Below are 19985 nucleotides of genomic sequence, written 5' to 3' on the forward strand. Positions count from 1 at the left end.
CGCTCCGGGTCCGCCGGAGGCGCCAACTCCCGCACCGGCGCCCGTCCCCGGGCCCTGCGCGCTCAAACCGGCGGCCATCCCGGCGCCGTTGGTACCGCCACCGCCCGGGCCGCCCTTCGGCGCACCGGACTTGCGGGGAGCGAACCAGTCGCTCGGCTTCTCGTCGGTACCGTCGACGGGCAGCGCGTGGGACCCCGTGTCGGAGTCCACGGGTCCGCCCACGCCCGCGGGCGGACCCGCGTCCGCGGCGGCCGGTCGCGACGCACCTGTGGCGTCGGAGGACTCGCCGCTCGCGACGGGCGTGCGCATGACGACCGGCGGAATGGGCCGGGATCCGGGGATGTTGATCCGGATCCGCGTCGTCAGCGTGGTCTCGGTCTTGGGCTGTTCCGGCCGCTCGGCGGCGGAACGTGCCGCGTCGGCGGCGGCGTCGGAAGCCATGGGCGTTCCGTACGGCGGAGTCCCCGACGGGTATGCGGTTCCGCCGCGCCCGTTGGGCCCGGAGGACGAACTGTCAGTTTCACGACTCAAGGCAGGTTCTCCTGGTTGGCTCCACCGCCCGGTTACTCGACCTCGATTCGGGCGGCTCGGCGGCGCGCACCACCATACTGGCCACTTGTCGCACACGTTTTACGGCCGTCGGGGAAACCCACACCGGACTTGCACCTGCCCGCTGTGGCGAAGTGGTACGTCACTTGCCAAGTCGGGCGGCGGGCCCGCCTGGTTGCCGCCCCGCGCCAAGGGTGGCGCACATCACAGCCACGGCCATGCCGCCGAGCAGGAAGAGGTAGGACCCGGCTCCCGCGGCGAAGAGGAAGTCGCCCTCGGGACGGCTGGCGGTGAGGAGGATGACGGCGATCATCCAGCCGGCCGCGGGCGCGACTGCCCCGCCCCGGCCGCCGGTCGCGCGCACCCCGCCCAGGAACAGCCCCGCCGCGCCGGCCAGCGCGAGCAGCAGCCCGCCCGGGAACCAGCCCGACTGGAGCAGGGCCCCGGCCGCCGCGACCACGGCTCCGAGCACGAAGAGCCCCAGGTGAGCGGCGGCCCGGGAGAGCGAGGGCAGGGCCGGCGGCTGGGCCAGCAGGCTTCCCTGGCCCGGCTTGTTCGTTGCGCTCATCGGACATGCACCTCAGTACGCATCAGGTGTCCCCCACGACTCATCGGACACCCTCTTCGGTGATCCCGGCTTCTTCGGTGATCCCGGCGAACAGATCCGTCTCCCGCGCCGGGCCTTCCCTCTCGCCGCGCACCAACTCGTAGTACTCGGTGGTGAACAGCGGCTGAGCGAGGTGGTTGGAGAGCGCGAACCACGGTTCGGCGACCTCGATCTGCGTGGCGTGGGCCCGCATCGCGGCGGCCTTGGCGGCGGCGTGGGCGGTTCCGTCGATCTCCGTGGTGATCGCGGAGTCGTCCACCACGCCCGGCACGTCGTCGACCGCCGCAGAGGCCGGGAACGGCAGTTCGCCGAGCACGTCCTTCAGCCGGGCGAAGCCCTCTTCGGCGACGGAGCGCGGTACGCGGTTCCAGTAGATCTTCGCGACGGTCCACGGTTCGCCGAGGCCGGGTCCGAAGTCCGGCTCGGCCGCCAGGTCCGCGGCCCGCATGGCGACGCGGTGGGTCTGGATGTGGTCCGGGTGGCCGTACCCGCCGTCCGGGTCGTAGGTGACGAGAACCTGGGGGCGCACCTCCCGGATCACCCGGACCAGTTCGGCGGCGGCCTCGTCGACGTCGGCCCGCCAGAAGCAGCGGGGGTTGTCGTTGTCCGGGAGGCCCATCATCCCGGAGTCCTGGTAGCGGCCGGGGCCGCCGAGGAAGCGGGCGTCACGCACCCCCAGCTCACGCATCGCCCCGGCGAGCTCCGCCATGCGGTGCTCGCCGAGTGCCTCGCCCGACAGATGGGCGAGCTCGGGCGGGATGACCTCGCCCTGCTCACCCAGCGTGCAGGTGACGAGCGTGACCTGGGCTCCCGTGGCCGCGTACCTGGCCATGGTCGCGCCGTTGTTGATCGCCTCGTCGTCCGGGTGCGCGTGCACCAGGAGCAGACGCCCAGCGGGGCGGGAGGGGGAGTTCCCCGGCCGCAGGCTGGTGGAGGGCAGTTCCGTCATGGGCCCACCCTACGAGGCGGGTCAGAACTTGATGTCCCCGATCATGCCGGCGATGTTCGTGGTCAGGTCGTTGATGGTCGGCGCGATCGTCGAACTGGCCAGGTAGAAGCCGAACAGGACACAGACGATGGCGTGAGGCGCCTTCAGTCCTGATTTCTTGATCAGGATGAAGACGATGATCGCCAGCAGCACTACCGCCGAAATCGAAAGTGCCACGGCGGCTCACCTCCAAAGATCCCAGGGACACGGGGGGCGGGGTCGGACAATGGGGGCAGTAAATCCATACAGCGGCCAGCAGGTTGATACCCACGCAGCGCTAGTGATCATAACTATTCGTGCGTGCGCATCGATCGGCGCACGGCCGCACAAGGGGGCGCATGGCCAATATGGTCGGAGCATGACGACCGAGCCTCTCTCCTTTCCGCGCCGGCAGGCGCGCACCCTGCGTTTCACGCTCGGCGCGCCCCGCGCTTTCACCGTGGCGCCCGACGGTTCGCGGGTCGTGTTCCTGCGGTCCTCGTCCGGCACGGACCGGGCGAACCAGCTGTGGGTCCTCGACGTGGCGGGCGGCAAGGAGCGCCCCGCCGCCGACCCGGCGGCGCTGCTCAAAGGCTCCTCGGAACGGCTCTCGGCGGCGGAGAGGGCCCGGCGCGAGCGCAGCCGCGAGGGCGGGGCGGGCATCGTCGGCTACGCCACCGACGCGGCCGTGGAGTTGGCGTCCTTCGCCCTGTCGGGGCGGCTGTTCACCGCGGAGCTGAGGGCCGGAACGGCACGTGAGCTGCCGGTTCCCGGGCCTGTGCTGGACCCCCGCCCTTCTCCCGACGGACGGTTCGTCGCGTACGTCGCCGGGGGCGCCCTGCGCGTCGTCGGCGCCGAGGGCGAGGGCGACCGGGCGCTCGTGGAGCCCGAATCGGACACGGTCACCTACGGGCTCGCCGAGTTCATCGCGGCCGAGGAGATGGGCCGTTCGCGCGGCTTCTGGTGGTCGCCCGAGTCGGACCGGCTGCTGGTCGCGCGGGCCGACGACGCCCCCGTGCGCCGTTGGTGGATCGCCGATCCGGCGCATCCCGAACGGGAGCCGCAGCAGGTCGCGTACCCGGCGGCGGGTACCGACAACGCGGACGTGCGGCTCTTCGTCCTGGGGCTCGAAGGGGCGCGCACGGAGGTCCGGTGGGACCGGGCCCGCTACCCCTACCTGGCGCGGGTGCACTGGTCGTCGGCCGGTGCGCCGCTGCTGCTGGTGCAGGCCCGCGACCAGGCCAGCCAGCTCTATCTGGCCGTCGACCCGGACACGGGGGCGACCCGGATGGTGCACGCGGACGAAGATCCACAATGGCTTGATCTTTTCCCCGGTGTGCCCTGCTGGAGCCCGAGCGGACAGCTCGTGCGGATCGTCGACGAGGGCGGGGCCCGCGTGCTCGCGGTGGGTGAACGGCCGCTCACAGGACCGCAGTTGCACGTACGCGCGGTGCTCGACGTGTCGGACGAGGACGTGCTGGTGTCCGCGTCGGCCGGCGAGGCGGCGGCCGACGCGGAGATCGGGGAGGTGCACGTCTACCGGGTCAACGACCTCGGTGTGGAGCGGGTCTCGCAGGAGCCCGGAGTGCATTCGGCGGTGCGGGCGGGCGGCGTGACGGTCCTCGTGTCGGCCGTGCCCGACCGGCCGGGAGCCCAGGTCCAGGTGGTGCGCGACGGCGACCGCAAGGGGCGCGGGGCGGCGACCGGCAGGGGGAGCGCGGCGACGGTGGCCTCGTTGGCCGAACACCCCGGGCTGAGCCCGCGCGTGACGCTCACGGAGGCGGGCGAACGGCGCGTGCCGTGCGCCGTTCTGCTCCCCACCGGCTACACGGACGGCCCGCTGCCGGTGCTGATGGACCCGTACGGCGGGCCGCACGGGCAGCGCGTGCTGGCCGCGCACAACGCGTACCTGACCCCGCAGTGGTTCGCCGACCAGGGCTTCGCCGTGGTCGTGGCGGACGGGCGGGGCATGCCGGGCCGCTCGCCTGCCTGGGAGAAGGTGATCAAGGACGATCTGGCGGCGGTCGTCCTCGACGACCAGATCCACGCGCTCCGGGCGCTCGCCGAGCGCTTCCCGCTGGACCTGAGCCGGGTGGCGATCCGCGGCTGGTCGTTCGGCGGTTATCTCGCGGGGCTCGCGGTGCTGCGCCGCCCGGACGTCTTCCACGCGGGTGTGGTGGGCGCGCCGGTCACCGACCAGCGGCTGTACGACACCCACTACACGGAGCGGTACCTGGGTGATCCGAACCGGCAGCCCGAGGTGTACGCGGCGAACTCGCTGCTCGACGACAACGGCCTGGTGGGGGCCGCCGAACCGGCCAGGCCCATGATGATCGTGCACGGTCTCGCCGACGACAACGTGGTGGTCGCGCACTCGCTGCGGCTGTCCTCCGCACTGCTGGCGGCGGGCCGCCCGCACGAGGTGCTGCCGCTGTCCGGGGTCACGCACATGACCCCGCAGGAGCAGGTCGCCGAGAACCTGCTGCTCCTCCAGGTGGACTTCCTGAAGCGCTCGCTGGGAATGCGGTAGCGAAGCCGGGCGCGGACATGCGACCGGCCGGGGAAACATGGCGCCCCCCGGCCGGTCTACGGCACCCGCACGGCCGTACGCTGTTCAGACTGACGCGTCCGTATATCGGAATCGGGTCGGCCAAGTTGCCTGCGTGTTAACGAAGTTGATGCGCATTTGTCATCCTATTGCGGCTCGTCCCCCGGCTCGTCCGGGATCTTGCCCAGGCTCGTGCCGGGAGTCGTGTACGGAGTTCCGCCCGTGCCCTCACCCGCGCCCTCGTGCGGGCCCCTGTCCGTCTCCGGCGTCTCCCTCATCTCCGTCGTCTCCGTCGTCTCCGGTGGGACGACCTGCTTCTCCTCCGCGAAGTGGCACGCCGACCCGTGGGCGGCCGGACCGGCCTCGTACCGGAACACGGCGGGCACGGCGAGCAGCGGGACCTCCAGGGCGCACCTCTCCCTGGCCTTCCAGCAGCGGGTGCGGAAGCGGCAGCCGGAGGGGATGTCGGCCGGCGAGGGCACGTCGCCGAAGAGGATGATCCGCTCCCGGTGCTCGCGTGCCTCCGGGTCCGGGACGGGCACGGCGGACAGCAGGGCCTGTGTGTAGGGGTGCGTCGGGTGCCCGTAGATCTCGGCCTCCGTGCCGGTCTCCACGATCCGGCCGAGGTACATCACGCCGACCCGGTCGGAGATGTGCCGCACGATCGACAGGTCGTGCGCGATGAACACGTAACTGAGGTCGAACTCGCTCTGGAGCCGGTCCATCAGGTTGATGACCTGCGCCTGCACGGACACGTCGAGGGCGGAGACCGGCTCGTCCGCGACGATGATCTCGGGGCGCAGGGCGAGACCGCGCGCGATGCCGATGCGCTGGCGCTGGCCGCCGGAGAACTGGTGCGGGTAGCGGTTGATGTACTCCGGGTTGAGCCCGACCACGTCCAGCAGGTCCTGGACCTTCCGGCGCCGGTCCCCCTTGGGCGCGACCTCGGGGTGGATCTCGTACGGCTCGCCGATGATGTCGCCGACGGTCATACGGGGGTTGAGCGAGGTGTACGGGTCCTGGAAGACCATCTGGATGTTGCGGCGTACCGCCTTCAGGGCGCGGCCGGACAGCTTGGTGACGTCCTCGCCCTTGTACCTGATCTCGCCCGCGGTCGGCCGCTCGAGGTTGACCAGCATCTTGGCGACGGTGGACTTGCCGCAGCCGGACTCCCCGACGATGCCGAGGGTTTCCCCGGCGCCGAGTTCGAAGTCGACTCCGTCGACGGCCCGGACCGCGCCCACCTGTTTGCGGAACAGGATTCCCTGGGTGAGCGGGTAGTGCTTGACGAGGCCGCGCACCTGGAGGATCGGCTCGCCCACCGGGGCGTCCCGGTACTCCGCCACCGCTCCGCTCTTCCGCTCAGCCATGGAGGCACTCCCTCCAGAAGTGGCAGGCGCTCACCCGGTCCGTGCCCGCCTCGGTCACCTCGTACAGGGGCGGCACGTCGGTGCGGCAGACGTCCTGGGCCATGGGGCAGCGCGGGTTGAAGGCGCAGCCCGGTGGAATGTTCATGAGGTTCGGCGGCAGGCCCTTGATCGCGTAGAGCTCCTGGCCCTTCTGGTCGAGCCGCGGGATCGACTCCAGGAGGCCCTTGGTGTAGGGGTGCGCCGGGGCCTTGTAGATGTCGTGGACCGGGGCGGACTCGACGATCCGGCCCGCGTACATCACGGCGATGCGGTCGGCGACGTCCGCGACCACGCCGAGGTCGTGGGTGATGAGGATGAGCCCCATGTTGAGCTCGCGCTGGAGCTCGGCGAGGAGGTCCATGACCTGGGCCTGGACGGTGACGTCGAGGGCGGTGGTGGGTTCGTCGGCGATGATCAGGGCGGGTTCCAGGGCCAGCGCCATCGCGATCATGATGCGCTGGCGCATGCCGCCGGAGAACTGGTGGGGGTAGTCGCCCACGCGGGAGGCCGCGCCCGGGATGCGCACCCGGTCCATCAGTTCGACCGCCTTCGCCCTGGCGTCCTTCCTGGACATGCCCTGGTGGACGATGAACATCTCGCCGAGCTGGGCGCCGACGCTGAGCACCGGGTTCAGGGACGACAGCGCGTCCTGGAAGATCATCGCCATCCGGGCGCCGCGGACCTTGCGCCGGTTCTCCTCCTTGAACTTCAGGAGGTCCTCTCCCTGGAAGAGGATCTCGCCCGCGGTGATCTTCCCGGGCGGGGTGTCGAGGATGCCCATGATCGCCTGTGCGGTCACGGACTTGCCGGAGCCGGACTCGCCGAGCACGGCGAGCGTCTCGCCCTCGTCCACGCCGTAGGTGACGCCGTTGACGGCCTTGGCGACCCCGTCGCGGGTCCTGAACTCCACGTGCAGGTCGCGCACTTCGAGCAGCACGGCGGTCACCTCAGCTTCGGGTCGAGGGCGTCGCGCACCGCGTCGCCGAGCATGATGAACGCGAGGACGGTGACAGCGAGGGCGCCGGCCGGCCAGAGCAGCGCGTGCGGCGCCGTGCGGATGTACTGGGACGCCGAGGAGATGTCGATGCCCCAGCTCACCGTGGGCGGCTTCAGCCCGACACCGAGGTAGGACAGGGTCGCCTCCAGCGAGATGTACGTACCGAGCGCGATGGTCGCCACGACGATGACCGGGGCGACGGCGTTGGGCGTGATGTGCCGCAGCATCATCCGGGTGTTGGAGGCGCCCAGCGCGCGGGCGGCCTGGACGTAGTCGTTCTGCTTGGTGGAGATGACGGACGCGCGGGCGATGCGGGAGAGCTGCGGCCAGCCGAGCAGCACCATGAAGCCGATCACCGGCCAGACCGTGGAGCTGGTGACGACGGAGAGCAGCACCAGGCCGCCGAGTACGACGGGGATCGCGAAGAAGATGTCGGTGACACGGGAGAGGACCGCGTCCGAGGCTCCGCCGAAGAACCCGGCGAGGCCACCGAGCAGCGAGCCGAGGATCGCGACCCCGAGCGTGGCGCACACACCGACGGTGACGGACACCCGGGCCCCGTACACCGTGCGGGTGTAGACGTCGCAGCCCTGGCCGTTGTAGCCGAAGGGGTGTCCCGGCTGGGAGCCCTCCTGGGCCTTGGCGAGGTCGCACTTGAGGGGGTTGCCGGAGGCGATCACCGAGGGCCACAGGGAGATGAAGAGCAGGAACAGGATGACGAGCCCGGAGATGATGAAGACGGGGTTGCGCCGCAGGTCGCGCCAGGCGTCGGACCACAGGGAGCGGGCCCGTCCGTCCGAGGGCTCCGGGCCGTGCGGACCGCCGGAGGTCTTCTCCAGCGAGGAGGCCTCCTGGGTCGCCAGGTCCATCGCGCCGCCCATGCCCGTAGCGGCGATGGCACCGTCCTCCGGGGTGCGGCCCCCGCCCGACAGGTGCGGCTCCGGCGGCATCGGTTCAGGCATAGCGGATCCTCGGGTCGAGTACGGCGTACAGGAGGTCGACCAGCAGGTTGGCCACCAGGAAGACGAGGACGAGGACGGTCACGAAGCCGACGACGGTCTGGGTGTTCTGGCGCAGGATGCCCTGGTAGAGCTGGAAGCCGACGCCGTGGATGTTGAAGATCCGCTCGGTGACGATCGCGCCGCCCATCAGGGCGCCGATGTCGGTGCCGATGAAGGTGACCACCGGGATCAGCGAGTTGCGCAGCAGGTGCCGGGTGATGACCTGGCGCCGGGGCAGGCCCTTGGCGACGGCCGTACGGACGTAGTCGGCGCGCCGGTTCTCCGCGATGGAGGTGCGGGTCAGCCGGGTGACGTACGCGAGGGAGACGGACGCGAGGACCAGGCCCGGCACGATGAGCTCGTCGAAGGGTGCCTCGGGGGAGACGGACGGACTGATCCAGCCCCACTCGACACCGAGCAGCAGCTGGAGCAGCAGACCGGTGACGAAGGTCGGCACGGAGATGACGACCAGGGTGACCAGCAGGACGCCGGTGTCGACGGGACGGCCGCGGCGCAGTCCGGTGACGACGCCCAGCGTGATGCCGATGACGATCTCGAAGAGGATCGCCACGATCGTGAGCCGGATGGTGACCGGGAAGGCGGTCGACATCAGCTCGGTGACCTCCTGCCCGTTGAACGCTGTGCCGAAGTCGCCGGTGAAGACGTTCCCCATGTAGGTCGCGTACTGCTGCCACACGGGCTTGTCGAGGCCGAACTCCTTGCGCAGCTGGGCGGCCGTGGCGGGGTCGCACTCGCGGTCGCCGCACAGGCCCGCGATGGGGTCGCCCATCACGTTCACCATCAGGAAGATCAACAGGGTGGCGCCGAAGAAGACCGGGATCATCTGCAGCAGACGCCGGATCACGTACCGTCCCATGAGGGCTCCGGAGGTAGGCGGGGGCACCCGTGTGCCGACGGGTGCCCCCGCGGCTCAGCTGACCTTGATCTCGTTGTAGACGGGGAGGCTGAACGGGTTCAGCGCCACGTCGGTGATCCGCTGCGAGTAGCCGGCGCTGCCGTTCTGGTACCAGAGCGGGATGGCGCCCATGTCGTCCCGCAGGACCTCCTCGGCCTGCTGGAACAGTTCGACGGCCTTGGCCCGGTCGGTCTCCGCGTTGGCCTCGTCGACGAGCTTGTCGAACTCGGCGCTGGTCCATTTGCCGTCGTTGGACGAGGCGTTGGTGTAGTACAGCGGCTGCAGGAAGTTCTGGATCAGCGGGTAGTCCATCTGCCAGCCGGCCCGGAAGGGGCCCGACATCTTGGACTGGGTGATCCGGTTGCGGAAGTCGGCGAAGGTGCCGACGGGGTTGCCGACGCAGGCCTTGTCGTTGTCCAGCGCGTTGTTGACGGAGTTGCAGACGGCGTCCACCCACTCCTTGTGGGAGCCGGTGTCCGCGTTGTACGAGATCTTGACCTGGCCGCCGGGCAGCCCGCCGCCCTCCTCGATCAGCTTCTTGGCCTCGTCGGGGTCGTACTCGCAGGCGTCACCGCACAGCCCCTCCTTGAAGCCGCCCTCCTCGCCGAGGACGGGCGAGGTCCAGTCGGTGGCGGGGGTCCGTGTCTTCTGGAAGATGGTCTCGGTGATCTGCTCGCGGTCGATGGCCCGGGACAGGCCCGTGCGGACCTTCTCCATGCCGTCCTTGTCCCAGGCCTTGTCGTAGAACGGGAAGGCGAGGGTCTGGATGATGCCGGCGGGCGTGTTGATGTACCGGTCGCCGAGGTCGCTCTTGGCGTTCTTGAGCTGGGAGGCGGGCACGTCGTCGACGAGGTCGAGGTTGCCGGCCATCAGGTCCGTGTAGGCGGTGTTGTTGTCGGTGTAGACCTTGAGGTCCACTCCGCCGTTGCGGGCCTTGTCCTCGCCGGGGTACTCGCCCCACTTGCGCATCTTCATCACCGAGCCCTTGGCGTACGAGTCGACGACGTACGGGCCGTTGCCGACCGGCTTCTTCAGCCAGGCGTCGTGGTCGTCGAAGAACGCCTTGGGCAGCGGCGAGAAGGCCGCGTAGCCGAGGGTGTCGGGGAAGGTCGAGAACTTCTGGTTGAGCTTGACCGTGAAGGTGTTCTCGCCGGTGACCTTCAGACCGGAGAGGGTGTCGGCGGTCTGCTTGCCGCCGTCCTCGGGGTGGACCTTGTCGTAGCCGTCGATGTACCCGAAGAAGTACGCGTTCTTCTGGTTGTTCTTGAGGCCGGCGCCGTAGTTCCAGGCGTCCACGAACGACTTGGCGGTGACGGGCTCGCCGTTGCTGAAGGTCCAGCCGCTCCTGACGGTGACGGTGAAGTTCTGGGAGTCCGTGGTCTCGATCTTCTCGGCGAGCATGTCGTTGGCCTTGCCGGTCTTGGCGTCGTAGCGCTTGAGACCGCGGAAGAGCATGTCGAGGACCTTGCCGCCCTGCACCTCGTTGGTGTTCGCCGGCTCCAGGGGGTTCTGCGGGTCGCCCCACGAGGAACTGACGATGCCGGAGCCGTCGCCGCTGCCGCCGCTGTCGCCGCCCCCGTCGTCCCCACAGGCCGTCGCGGCGAGCGCTACCGCCGCCGCGCATGCGGCCCATCTGGCGTGCGTGGCTCCACGCATGGAGTGCCTCCTCTTCGGTGCGCTGCGGCTCCGGCGCCGTAGTCATATGCCTTTAGCGCCCAATATCGGCCGATAGCTCTCATAGCGCACATTCACTCCACCCGTCCGGGTGGGGGCATCCGCCGGATGTACGCATCGCGCGCCCCTGACGGACGCACGCATGGCGCGACACGTGGACCGCATAGCGGACCGCACTTTGGTCATGGCAGTCCCAAGCCGGGCCAAGCGGCGACCAGCCCCGGGTCAAACTGCAAAAGACCAGATCAAGGGCGTCAACGATTCATTGACGCCGGGCGAACGGCGTTGAAATGGTCGCGCTAGCCCGTGGGTCGAAGCCTGTCGACCCCCATCAATTCGGGCCAGGAGCACCATGACCTCCCCTACGCCCTCCGCGGCCGCCCCACCCACGGCGGTGGCCGACACCGCCGTACGCACCACACCCGCGCCCCCTCCCCGGGGCGGTGACAGCCGCTCCCCCGGCCGGCTCGCCTGGCTGCGCTTCCGGCGCGACCGCACGGGCGTCGTCTCGGCCTACGTCGTGCTGTTCTTCTTCGTCGCCGGTATCGGCGCCCCGCTGATCGCCGGGGTGTACGGCAAGGACCCGTACACGACGTACGGCCAGAACACGGCGGGCCTGCTCAACGACTTCGGGTTTCCCGTCCGGCCCAACGGCGGTATCAGCGGCGACTTCTGGTTCGGCGTCGAGCCGCAGCTCGGGCGGGACGTCTTCACCCTGCTCCTCTACGGCATCCGCAACTCGCTGCTGATCGCCACGGTGACGACCCTGCTGGTCACCCTGCTGGGCATCGTCGTCGGGCTGACGGCCGGCTACCTCGGCGGCCGGACCGACTACCTGGTCGGCCGGGTCATCGACATCCTGCTGGCCTTCCCCTCCACGCTCTTCTTCATCGCCTTCTGGCCCGTGATGATCTCGATCCTCGTCTCGCCGGAGGACAACACCCCGACCTGGCTCACGGTGGTCAGCCTGATCTCGGTGATGACCGCGTTCGGCTGGGCGCCCATCGCACGGCTCCTGCGGGGCGAGGTACTGGCCCTGCGCGAGCGGGAGTTCGTGGAGGCGTCCAAGGTCACCGGCGCCTCACCGGCCCGGATCATCTTCAGGGAACTTCTGCCCAACCTGTGGACGCCGATCCTCATCCAGGCGACCCTCGCGCTGCCCATGTACGTCACCACGGAGGCGGCCCTCGCCTTCCTCGGCGTCGGGCTCAGCGACCCGACGCCCGACTGGGGCGTGATGATCCAGCGCGGGGCGCAGGTCTACCAGAACGACATCACCTACATGCTCTTCCCCGGCCTGGCGATGGTGATCTTCGTGATCGCCTTCAACCTGCTCGGCGACTCCGTGCGGGACGCGCTGGATCCCAAGACCCGACGCCGATAACTCCGCCGGACAGGCCGTCCCGAACCCGCAGGTTCGTCGTGGCCGGTCGCGCCCACGCGGCGGAGCCGCACATCGACACAGCCCCGCGCCCCGGAAAGGGGCGCCCCCGCTTCTCCCATCTCCCTGATTCAGGCAGGACACCCATGTCTCTCTCGCGCAGAAACTTTGTCATCGCGACCTCGGTCGCGGCCGGTGGATCAATGGTCCTCTCCGCGTGCAGCAGTGGCGGGGGCGGCGGCGGTACGGGAGGCGGTGGCTCCGCCGGCACCGCCAAGTACTCCGCGGTGACCATCGGAACGGCGGACGACTCCACCGGGCCCGCCCCCGAGATCACCGGCTCACGCAAGGGCGGCACGATCCACGCGATCGGCCCGGACGACTTCTCGCACCTCGACCCGCAGCGCATCTACTACTCGTGGAACTCCACGGTCGGCAACCTCTACATCCGCTGCCTGACCGGTTACAAAATCGCCCCGGGCGGTGGCATGAAGCTCGTCGGCGACCTGGCCACCGACACCGGCACCATGTCCGACGGCGGCAAAACATGGACCTTCACGCTGAAGGACGGCCTGAAGTGGGAGGACGGCAGCGAGCTCACCGTGGACGACGTACGCCACGGCATCGAGCGCGGCTTCGCGAGCTTCACCACCGAGGGCGCCACCTACCTCCAGTCGGCGCTGACCGGCACGAACGACTTCCGCTCGGTCTACAAGGGCCCGTACGGCGGCAAGCACCTCAGCTCGGTCGTCACGGACGCCGCGAAGAAGACCATCACCTTCCACCTGAAGGCGGCCCGTCCGGACCTCAACTGGACCCTCGCCATGCACTCCTACGGCGCCGTGCCCGTCAAGCACGACACCAAGGAGAAGTACGACAAGGACCCGGTCTCCTGCGGCCCGTACCGGATCAAGCAGCACTCCGTCGACAAGTCGCTGACCCTGGTGCGCAACACCCACTGGGACCCGGCGACGGACGCGATCCGCAACGCCTACCCGGACTCCTTCGTCTTCGAGTTCGGTCCCGAGGGACTGCAGGCGACGGACCGGCTGATCGCCGACTCCGGGGACGACCAGTACGCGGTCATGGCCTACAGCGGGGTGCCGGCCGAGCGCATCCAGAAGGTGCTCGGCACGGCCGACCTGAAGGCCCGTACCGTCGACGGCCTGCTGACCGGCCTCTACTACTACGCCATCAACTGCAAACGCATCAAGGACGTCAAGGTGCGGCAGGCGCTCAACCACGCCTGGCCGCTGGAGCAGATCCGCCGGATCTACGGCGGCCCGTCCGCGGGCGAGTACGCCACCACCATCCTGTCCCCGGACATCGCGGGGCGGGTGAAGTTCGACGTGTACGGCAAGCTGACCAAGCCCCAGGGCGACACGGCGAAGGCGAAGGCCCTGCTGAAGGAGGCCGGAAAGCTCGGCCAGAAGATCGTCTACACCTATCCGCAGGGTGCGAGCGACGCGTACGACAAGACCAAGGTCGTCATCGCGAACGCACTGAAGGAGGCCGGCTTCGATCCGGTCGTGAAGCCCGTCGAGTCGACCAGCTACTACGACCAGGTCCAGCAGATCGACAACCAGTTCGACGTGATGTGGTTCGGCTGGTCCCCCGACTGGCCGACGGGCTACACCCTCATCCAGCCCCTCTTCGACGGCACCACGATCGCCAACGGCGCCAACAACGTCTCGCAGCTGAACGTGAGCTGGGTCAACTCGGCGATCAAGAAGAACGCCGTCATCACGGACGCCACCAAGGCCAACGCCTCCTGGGCGGCGCTGGACCGCCGGATCATGGCGGAGGAGGCGCCGATCATCCCCGAGACGTACCAGCGGCGCTACTACCTGTACGGATCCAAGGTGGGCGGGGGCGAGTTCGACCCGCTGTTCTCGGCGTTCATCCTCTACAAGCTCTACGCCAAGGCCTGAGGCCACCAGGGAATCGCATCGCCATGTTCCGTTTCCTCGTCCGCCGGACGCTCGGCGCGCTGCTGATCCTCCTGATCATCAGCGCCCTCACCTTCGTGCTCTTCTACGTCGCCCCCCGTGACCCGGCGCGCGCCGCCTGCGGCAAGCTGTGCACACCGCAGACACTCGCGCTGGTCCGGCACAACCTCGGGATCTCCGACCCCCTGCCGGTCCAGTACTGGCACTGGCTGGTCGGCGTGTTCGCCGGCCGTGACTACACGGGCCTCGGGAACTGCCCCGCGCCGTGCCTCGGCTACTCGTTCACCAACCACGAGCCGGTGCTCGGCCTGATCACCGACCGCTTCCCGACGACGCTCTCGCTCTCGCTGGGCAGCACCGTCGTGTTCGTGGTCTTCGGGGTGGGCACCGGAATGATCGCGGCGGTCAAGCAGGGCAGGCCGCTCGACAAGATCGCGTCCTCCGCCTCGCTGGTCGGCTCGTCGCTGCAGATCTACATCGTCGGCGTCGTCGCGATGTACTACCTCTCCGACCAGTGGCATCTGCTGCCCCGGCCGCAGGACAGCACCGGGTTCACCCAGGATCCGGCCGCGTGGTTCAAGGGCCTGCTGCTGCCCTGGCTGGTCCTCGCGCTGATCTTCACCGCCAACTACACCCGGATGACCCGCTCCCAGCTGGTGGAGACCCTGAACGAGGACTACGTGCGCACCGCGCGCGCCAAGGGCCTCTCCCGCCGGACGGTCTTCTTCCGGTTCGCCTGGCGGGGTGCGATGGGCCCGATCGTCACGATCCTCGGGCTCGACATCGGCTATCTCCTCGGCGGCGCGATCATCACCGAGGAGACCTTCGGCCTGCACGGCATCGGCGCCCTGTCCATCAAGGCCGTACGGGACAACGACCTGCCGCTGCTGCTGGGCGTGGTCCTCACCGCGGCCGCCGCGATCGTCGTCGCCAACATCGTCGTCGACGCCGTCTACGCCCTCATCGACCCGCGGGTCCGGCTCGCGTAGGCGCTGCGCCGCAGCGGGCGTTCGGCCGGCTGCAGGACCGCCGTGGCCGGTCGCGCAGTTCCCCGCGTCCCTTCGGGGCGCTCCGCACCGGCCCCTCGCCGGATCCGTCCGACCATCTGGAGAGACAGCCCCATGAGCACCCCCTTCCTCTCCGTACGCGACCTGCGCGTCCACTTCTCCACCGAGGACGGTGTCGTCAGAGCCGTCGACGGGCTCTCCTTCGACCTGGCCGAGGGCAGGACGCTCGGCATCGTGGGCGAGTCCGGCTCGGGCAAGTCCGTCACCAACCTGGCGATCCTCGGCCTGCACGACCGCGACCACACCGCGGTGGGCGGCGAGATCCTGCTCGACGGCAAGGACCTGCTGACCGCGACCGAGCGGCAGCTGGAGCGGCTGCGCGGCAACACCATGTCGATGATCTTCCAGGACGCGCTGGCCTCGCTCTCGCCGTTCCACACGATCGGAAAGCAGATCGGCGAGACGTACCGCAAGCACACCGGGGCGTCCCGGCACGCGGCGCGCTCGCGGGCGGTGGAGATGCTCAGACGCGTCGGCATCCCGCAGCCCGACCTTCGCGTGGACGACTACCCGCACCAGTTCTCCGGCGGGATGCGCCAGCGCGCGATGATCGCCATGGCCCTGGTCTGCGATCCACGGCTGCTGATCGCGGACGAGCCGACCACCGCGCTCGACGTGACGGTCCAGGCGCAGATCATGGACCTCCTCAAGGACCTCCAGCAGGAGTTCGGCACGGCGATCGTCTTCATCACCCACGACTTGGGCGTCATCTCCCACGTCGCCGACGAGGTCCTGGTGATGTACGGCGGCCGCTGCGTGGAGCGGGGCACGCGGGGCGAGGTGCTGCGCGCACCCCAGCACCCGTACACCTGGGGCCTGCTCGGCTCGATGCCGAGCCTCGACGGGCCGGTCGACGTGCCGCTGTCGCCGATCCCGGGCCTGCCTCCCTCCCTCCTCAACCCGCCCTCGGGCTGCCGCTTCCACCCGCGGTGCGCGTTCGTGGAGAAGGTCCACGCGGGTCTGTGCGCCACGGACAGCCCCGAGTTGCGCATCACCGCCGGGCGCGGCGCCGCCTGCCACCTCACCGCCGGGCAGCGCCGGGAGTTCTTCACCGACTACGCGACGCCCCAGCCCAACTGACCCGCGAGAGATGGGACTTCACCCTCATGAGCAGCACGAACCCCCTGCTGGAGGTCACCGGGCTCACCAAACACTTCCCGGTGCGGGGCGGCTTCCCCCTCCGCCGCACGGTCGGCGCGGTCCAGGCCGTCGACGGGCTCGATCTCCGGGTCGCCGAGGGCGAGAGCCTGGGCCTGGTCGGCGAGTCCGGCTGCGGCAAGTCGACCACGGGCCGGCTCATCACCCGGCTCCTGGAACCGACCGCCGGGAAGATCACGTACCGCGGCCAGGACATCACGCACGCCGGCCGCAAGGAGCTGGCACCGGTCCGCTCCGAGATCCAGATGATCTTCCAGGACCCGTACGCCTCGCTGAACCCCCGGCACACGGTCGGACGGATCGTCTCCGGGCCCATGGAGATCAACGGCATCGACCCGCCCGGCGGCCGCGAGCGGCGCGTGCACGAACTGCTGGAGACCGTCGGCCTCAACCCCGAGCACTACAACCGCTTCCCGCACGAGTTCTCCGGCGGCCAGCGCCAGCGCATCGGCGTGGCCCGGGCCCTGGCGCTGAACCCGAAGCTGATCGTCGCGGACGAGCCGGTCTCCGCGCTCGACGTGTCGATCCAGGCCCAGGTGGTGAACCTCCTGCAGACCCTGCGGAAGGACCTGGGCATCGCGTTCGTCTTCATCGCCCACGACCTGGCGATCGTCCGGCACTTCTCGCAGCGCGTCGCCGTGATGTACCTCGGCCGGATCGTCGAGATCGCCGACCGCGACGACCTGTACGCGAACCCGCGGCACCCGTACACGCGGGCGCTGCTGTCCGCCGTACCGGAGGCGACCGCCGAGACGGCGTCCGGTGGCGCCCCGGCCCGCGAACGCATCCGCCTCACGGGAGACGTGCCCTCACCCCTCGACCCGCCGTCGGGCTGCCGCTTCCGCACGCGCTGCTGGAAGGCGACGCAGAGGTGCGCCTCGGAGGTGCCGGCGCTGGTGCGGGCCGACGGGAACGGGGTGGGGCACCTGACTGCCTGCCATTATCCGGAGGTCAGGGACACGGTCCCCGGGCCCCGGCTCTCCTCGGACCCCGGGATCGCGGCCTGAGCGGGGCGGGGCTCAGTCCTGCTCGCCCCGCTCCACGCAGAACTCGTTGCCCTCGGGATCCGCCAGGAGGAACCAACCGCCGCCGTCCGGGCGGGTCCGGTCCGCGATCAGCCGGGCTCCGAGGCCGAGGGCGCGTTCGACCTCCGCCGCGCGGGTGCGTCCCTGCGGCCGCAGGTCGAAGTGGATACGGTTCTTGGCCGTCTTGCCCTCCGGGACCCGCACGAAGAGCAGCCTCGGGCCGCCGTCCGGATCCTGGATCAGTGCCTCCGGGTCACCGGGCTTGTCGTCGTCGGCCAGGGGCCGGCCGAGCAGCTCGCTCCAGAACAGTCCTAGATCGTACGGGTCCCCTGTGCAGTCGAAGGTGATGCTGTGGATGCTGGGATTCAACTGGCTCCTCCAGGAGCTTCGTCACGGTCTTCGCCCTCGCCGCCCCTACCGAGGGCTCCGCCCCCAGACCCCCGTATCGGCCTGAACCCCCGCTCCTCGAACGCCGGACAGGCTGGAAATCAGTGCCTCCGGCGTTCGAGGAGCGGGGGTTCGGGGCGGATGCGCGTCGTTGCTACTCCGCGTCCTTCTCCAGCGCCGCGAGCGCCGGGTCCAGGATGATGTCCTCGTCCCGCGCCTCGGTCGTCGGGTCCTCCGGGAAGTGGCACGCCGTGAGGTGGCCCTCGCGGTTGCCCGAGATCTGCACCAGCGGAGGCTCCTCCGTGGCGCACTTGTCCTGGGCCTTCCAGCACCGGGTACGGAACCGGCAGCCGGACGGCGGGTGGATCGGCGAGGGGACGTCACCGGAGAGCCGGATCCGCTCGCGCTCCTCGGTCTCGTCGTCGAGCTCGACCTCCGGCACCGCCGACAGCAGGGCGTGGGTGTACGGGTGACGGGGCCGGTTGTAGATGGAGTCGCGGTCGCCGACCTCCACCACCTTGCCGAGGTACATCACCGCGAGGCGCTGCGAGAAGTGCCGGACGATCGCCAGGTCGTGCGCGATGAAGAGGAAGGCGATGCCCATCTCTTCCTGGACCTTCTGCAGCAGGTTGACGACCTGCGCCTGGATCGACACGTCGAGCGCGGAGACCGGCTCGTCCGCGACGATCAGCTTCGGGTTCAGCGCCAGGGCCCGGGCCACGCCGATGCGCTGGCGCTGGCCGCCGGAGAACTCGTGCGGGAAGCGGTTGTAGTGCTCGGGGTTGAGGCCGACCAGCTCCAGCAGCTCGCGTACGCGTGTCTCGCGGCCGCCCGCCGGGTTGATCCCGTTGACCTCCATCGGCGACTTGATGATGGTGCCGACGGTCTGCCGCGGGTTCAGCGACGAGTACGGGTCCTGGAAGATCATCTGGATCTCGGACCGCACGGGGGCGATCTGCTTGCGCGAGGCGTGCGTGATGTCCTGCCCCGCGTACGTGATCTTTCCGGCGGTCGGTTCGAGGAGCCGGGTGATGAGCCGGCCCGTGGTCGACTTGCCGCAGCCGGACTCGCCGACCAGGCCGACGCTCTCGCCGACGCCGACGGACAGGTCGACCCCGTCCACCGCCTGGACGGCTCCGACCTTGCGCTTGATCGGGAAGCCGCCGTAGATCGGGAAGTGTTTCGTCAGGCCCTCGACGGAGAGCAGCGTCTCGGCCGCCCCGTCCACCGGGCCCTGCGGCTTCGGCAGGGTGAGTTTGTCGCTCATGTGTCGTTCTCCCTAGCCCAGCCGGGGCTTGATCTGTTCGATGAAAAGGGTCGACTTCTGCTCATCGCCCAGGTGACAGGCAGCGCCGCGGCCCGCGGGCAGCTGCGGCCGGTCACTGGAGCAGAGCGTTCCGCCGACCTCGGAGGTGAAGCCGCACCGCGGGTGGAACGGGCAGCCCGACGGCGGGTTCAGCAGGCTGGGCGGAGACCCCGGGATCGGGGTGAGCGCCTGCGCCGTGTCGCCGCCGAGTCGCGGCATCGAGCTCAGCAGGCCCCAGGTGTACGGGTGCTGGGGGGCGCGCAGCACTTCGCGGACGCTGCCGCGTTCCACGGCCCGCCCCGAGTACATCACCAGCAGGTCGTCGGCCATCTTGGAGATGACGCCGAGGTCGTGGGTGATGAAGATGATCGCCGAACCGAACTCCTGCTGGAGGTCCTTGAGCAGGTCCAGGATCTGGGCCTGCACCGTCACGTCCAGGGCCGTGGTCGGCTCGTCGGCGATCAGCAGGTCGGGGTCGCAGATGAGGGCCATGGCGATCATGGCGCGCTGGCGCATACCGCCGGAGAACTGGTGCGGGTAGTCGTTGAAGCGCATCGCGGGCTGCGGGATGCCGACCTTGTCGAGCATCTCGATGGCCCGCGCCTTCGCCTCCTTCTTGGAGGCGCCGGTGTGCTTCATGAACGGTTCCGCGATCTGCCGGCCCACCGTGTAGTACGGCGAGAGCGCGGTCAGCGGGTCCTGGAAGATCATCGCGACCTTGTTGCCGCGAAGCTTCTCCATCTCCTTCTCGGTCGCGGTGACCAGTTCCTTGCCGTCCAGGACGATCTCGCCCTCGACGGTGGCGGTCTTGGGGTTGTGCAGGCCGAGGACGGTCAGGTTGGTGACGGACTTGCCGGAGCCCGACTCGCCCACGATGCCCAGTGTCTTGCCGCGTTCGACGTCGAAGGAGAGCCCGTCGACGGCCTTCACGATGCCGTCCTCGGTGGAGAACCGCACGCGCAGGTCGCGGACCGAGAGGAAGGCCTCCGGCCCGCTCGGGGCCTTCTCGCCTTCGGTCTTGGTCAGTGTGGTCACGGTATTTCT

Annotated in this window: 17 protein-coding genes and 1 pseudogene; 6 read left to right on the top strand and 12 right to left on the bottom strand. The window is 69.7% G+C overall.

Annotation, left to right across the window (positions count from 1 at the left end; genetic code table 11):
• The 4 genes and pseudogenes from KUF83_RS18905 to KUF83_RS18920 form a co-directional block, all read right to left on the bottom strand.
• Positions 1 to 531: pseudogene (locus KUF83_RS18905) on the bottom strand (hypothetical protein); the annotation flags it as partial.
• A 160-nt stretch (positions 532 to 691) separates the two neighbouring features.
• A complete protein-coding gene (locus tag KUF83_RS18910) occupies positions 692 to 1117 on the bottom strand; it encodes a DUF6113 family protein (RefSeq protein WP_217455905.1) in 426 nt (141 codons plus the stop codon).
• Between the two features lie 40 nt (positions 1118 to 1157).
• On the bottom strand, positions 1158 to 2105 hold the full coding sequence (gene mshB, locus KUF83_RS18915) for an N-acetyl-1-D-myo-inositol-2-amino-2-deoxy-alpha-D-glucopyranoside deacetylase (RefSeq protein ID WP_217455906.1): 948 nt from the start codon (positions 2103 to 2105) through the stop codon (positions 1158 to 1160).
• Between the two features lie 21 nt (positions 2106 to 2126).
• A complete protein-coding gene (locus tag KUF83_RS18920; RefSeq protein ID WP_055611106.1) occupies positions 2127 to 2321 on the bottom strand; it encodes a hypothetical protein in 195 nt (64 codons plus the stop codon).
• 181 nt (positions 2322 to 2502) lie between these two features.
• Between KUF83_RS18920 and KUF83_RS18925 the strand changes: the two genes are divergently transcribed.
• Complete coding sequence (locus KUF83_RS18925; protein ID WP_217455907.1) at positions 2503 to 4653, top strand: S9 family peptidase; 2151 nt, start codon at positions 2503 to 2505, stop codon at positions 4651 to 4653.
• 164 nt (positions 4654 to 4817) lie between these two features.
• Here KUF83_RS18925 and KUF83_RS18930 read toward each other — a convergent pair whose 3' ends face one another.
• Genes KUF83_RS18930 through KUF83_RS18950 form a run of 5 tightly spaced genes read right to left on the bottom strand, consistent with a single transcriptional unit; the run spans position 4818 to position 10650 of the window.
• Positions 4818 to 6041, bottom strand: a complete 1224-nt coding sequence (locus KUF83_RS18930) for an ABC transporter ATP-binding protein (RefSeq protein ID WP_254644067.1) — start codon at positions 6039 to 6041, stop codon at positions 4818 to 4820.
• Complete coding sequence (locus KUF83_RS18935) at positions 6034 to 7017, bottom strand: ABC transporter ATP-binding protein (protein WP_217455908.1); 984 nt, start codon at positions 7015 to 7017, stop codon at positions 6034 to 6036. Before KUF83_RS18935 ends, KUF83_RS18930 begins: the two co-directional genes overlap by 8 nt.
• 5 nt (positions 7018 to 7022) lie before the next feature.
• Positions 7023 to 8039 (bottom strand): ABC transporter permease, encoded by a 1017-nt coding sequence (locus KUF83_RS18940; protein ID WP_217455909.1) that lies wholly within the window; start codon positions 8037 to 8039, stop codon positions 7023 to 7025.
• On the bottom strand, positions 8032 to 8955 hold the full coding sequence (locus tag KUF83_RS18945; RefSeq protein ID WP_217455910.1) for an ABC transporter permease: 924 nt from the start codon (positions 8953 to 8955) through the stop codon (positions 8032 to 8034). The genes KUF83_RS18940 and KUF83_RS18945 overlap by 8 nt, the downstream gene beginning before the upstream one ends.
• 54 nt (positions 8956 to 9009) lie before the next feature.
• Positions 9010 to 10650 carry an ABC transporter substrate-binding protein gene (locus KUF83_RS18950; protein WP_217455911.1) on the bottom strand — a complete coding sequence of 547 codons (1641 nt, stop codon included), beginning with the start codon at positions 10648 to 10650 and terminating at the stop codon, positions 9010 to 9012.
• Between the two features lie 370 nt (positions 10651 to 11020).
• Here KUF83_RS18950 and KUF83_RS18955 point away from each other — a divergent pair, with 370 nt between their 5' ends.
• The 5 genes from KUF83_RS18955 to KUF83_RS18975 all read left to right on the top strand — a co-directional run bounded on the left by KUF83_RS18955 (position 11021) and on the right by KUF83_RS18975 (position 17230).
• Entirely contained in the window at positions 11021 to 12052 is a 1032-nt protein-coding gene (locus KUF83_RS18955) for an ABC transporter permease (protein WP_217455912.1), read from the top strand.
• 143 nt (positions 12053 to 12195) lie between these two features.
• Positions 12196 to 13980: an ABC transporter substrate-binding protein gene (locus KUF83_RS18960; RefSeq protein WP_217455913.1), complete on the top strand. Its 1785-nt coding sequence runs from the start codon at positions 12196 to 12198 to the stop codon at positions 13978 to 13980.
• Between the two features lie 23 nt (positions 13981 to 14003).
• Positions 14004 to 14987 carry an ABC transporter permease gene (locus KUF83_RS18965; protein WP_217455914.1) on the top strand — a complete coding sequence of 328 codons (984 nt, stop codon included), beginning with the start codon at positions 14004 to 14006 and terminating at the stop codon, positions 14985 to 14987.
• Between the two features lie 132 nt (positions 14988 to 15119).
• The gene (locus KUF83_RS18970) at positions 15120 to 16145 is read left to right on the top strand and encodes an ABC transporter ATP-binding protein (RefSeq protein WP_217455915.1); all 1026 of its coding nucleotides are present in this window, start codon (positions 15120 to 15122) and stop codon (positions 16143 to 16145) included.
• A 26-nt stretch (positions 16146 to 16171) separates the two neighbouring features.
• The gene (locus KUF83_RS18975) at positions 16172 to 17230 is read left to right on the top strand and encodes an ABC transporter ATP-binding protein (protein WP_217455916.1); all 1059 of its coding nucleotides are present in this window, start codon (positions 16172 to 16174) and stop codon (positions 17228 to 17230) included.
• Between the two features lie 12 nt (positions 17231 to 17242).
• On the opposite strand, the gene KUF83_RS18980 is transcribed toward KUF83_RS18975, so the two are convergent.
• The 3 genes from KUF83_RS18980 to KUF83_RS18990 form a co-directional block, all read right to left on the bottom strand.
• Entirely contained in the window at positions 17243 to 17617 is a 375-nt protein-coding gene (locus tag KUF83_RS18980; RefSeq protein WP_254644068.1) for a VOC family protein, read from the bottom strand.
• Positions 17618 to 17789: 172 nt separating this feature from the next.
• Positions 17790 to 18902 (bottom strand): ABC transporter ATP-binding protein, encoded by a 1113-nt coding sequence (locus KUF83_RS18985; RefSeq protein WP_217455917.1) that lies wholly within the window; start codon positions 18900 to 18902, stop codon positions 17790 to 17792.
• A 12-nt stretch (positions 18903 to 18914) separates the two neighbouring features.
• On the bottom strand, positions 18915 to 19976 hold the full coding sequence (locus KUF83_RS18990) for an ABC transporter ATP-binding protein (RefSeq protein WP_217455918.1): 1062 nt from the start codon (positions 19974 to 19976) through the stop codon (positions 18915 to 18917).
• Between the last annotated feature and the right edge of the window lie 9 nt (positions 19977 to 19985).

Origin of the sequence: Streptomyces sp. BV286 (assembly GCF_019090165.1) — a bacterium.
GTDB lineage: Bacteria > Actinomycetota > Actinomycetes > Streptomycetales > Streptomycetaceae > Streptomyces.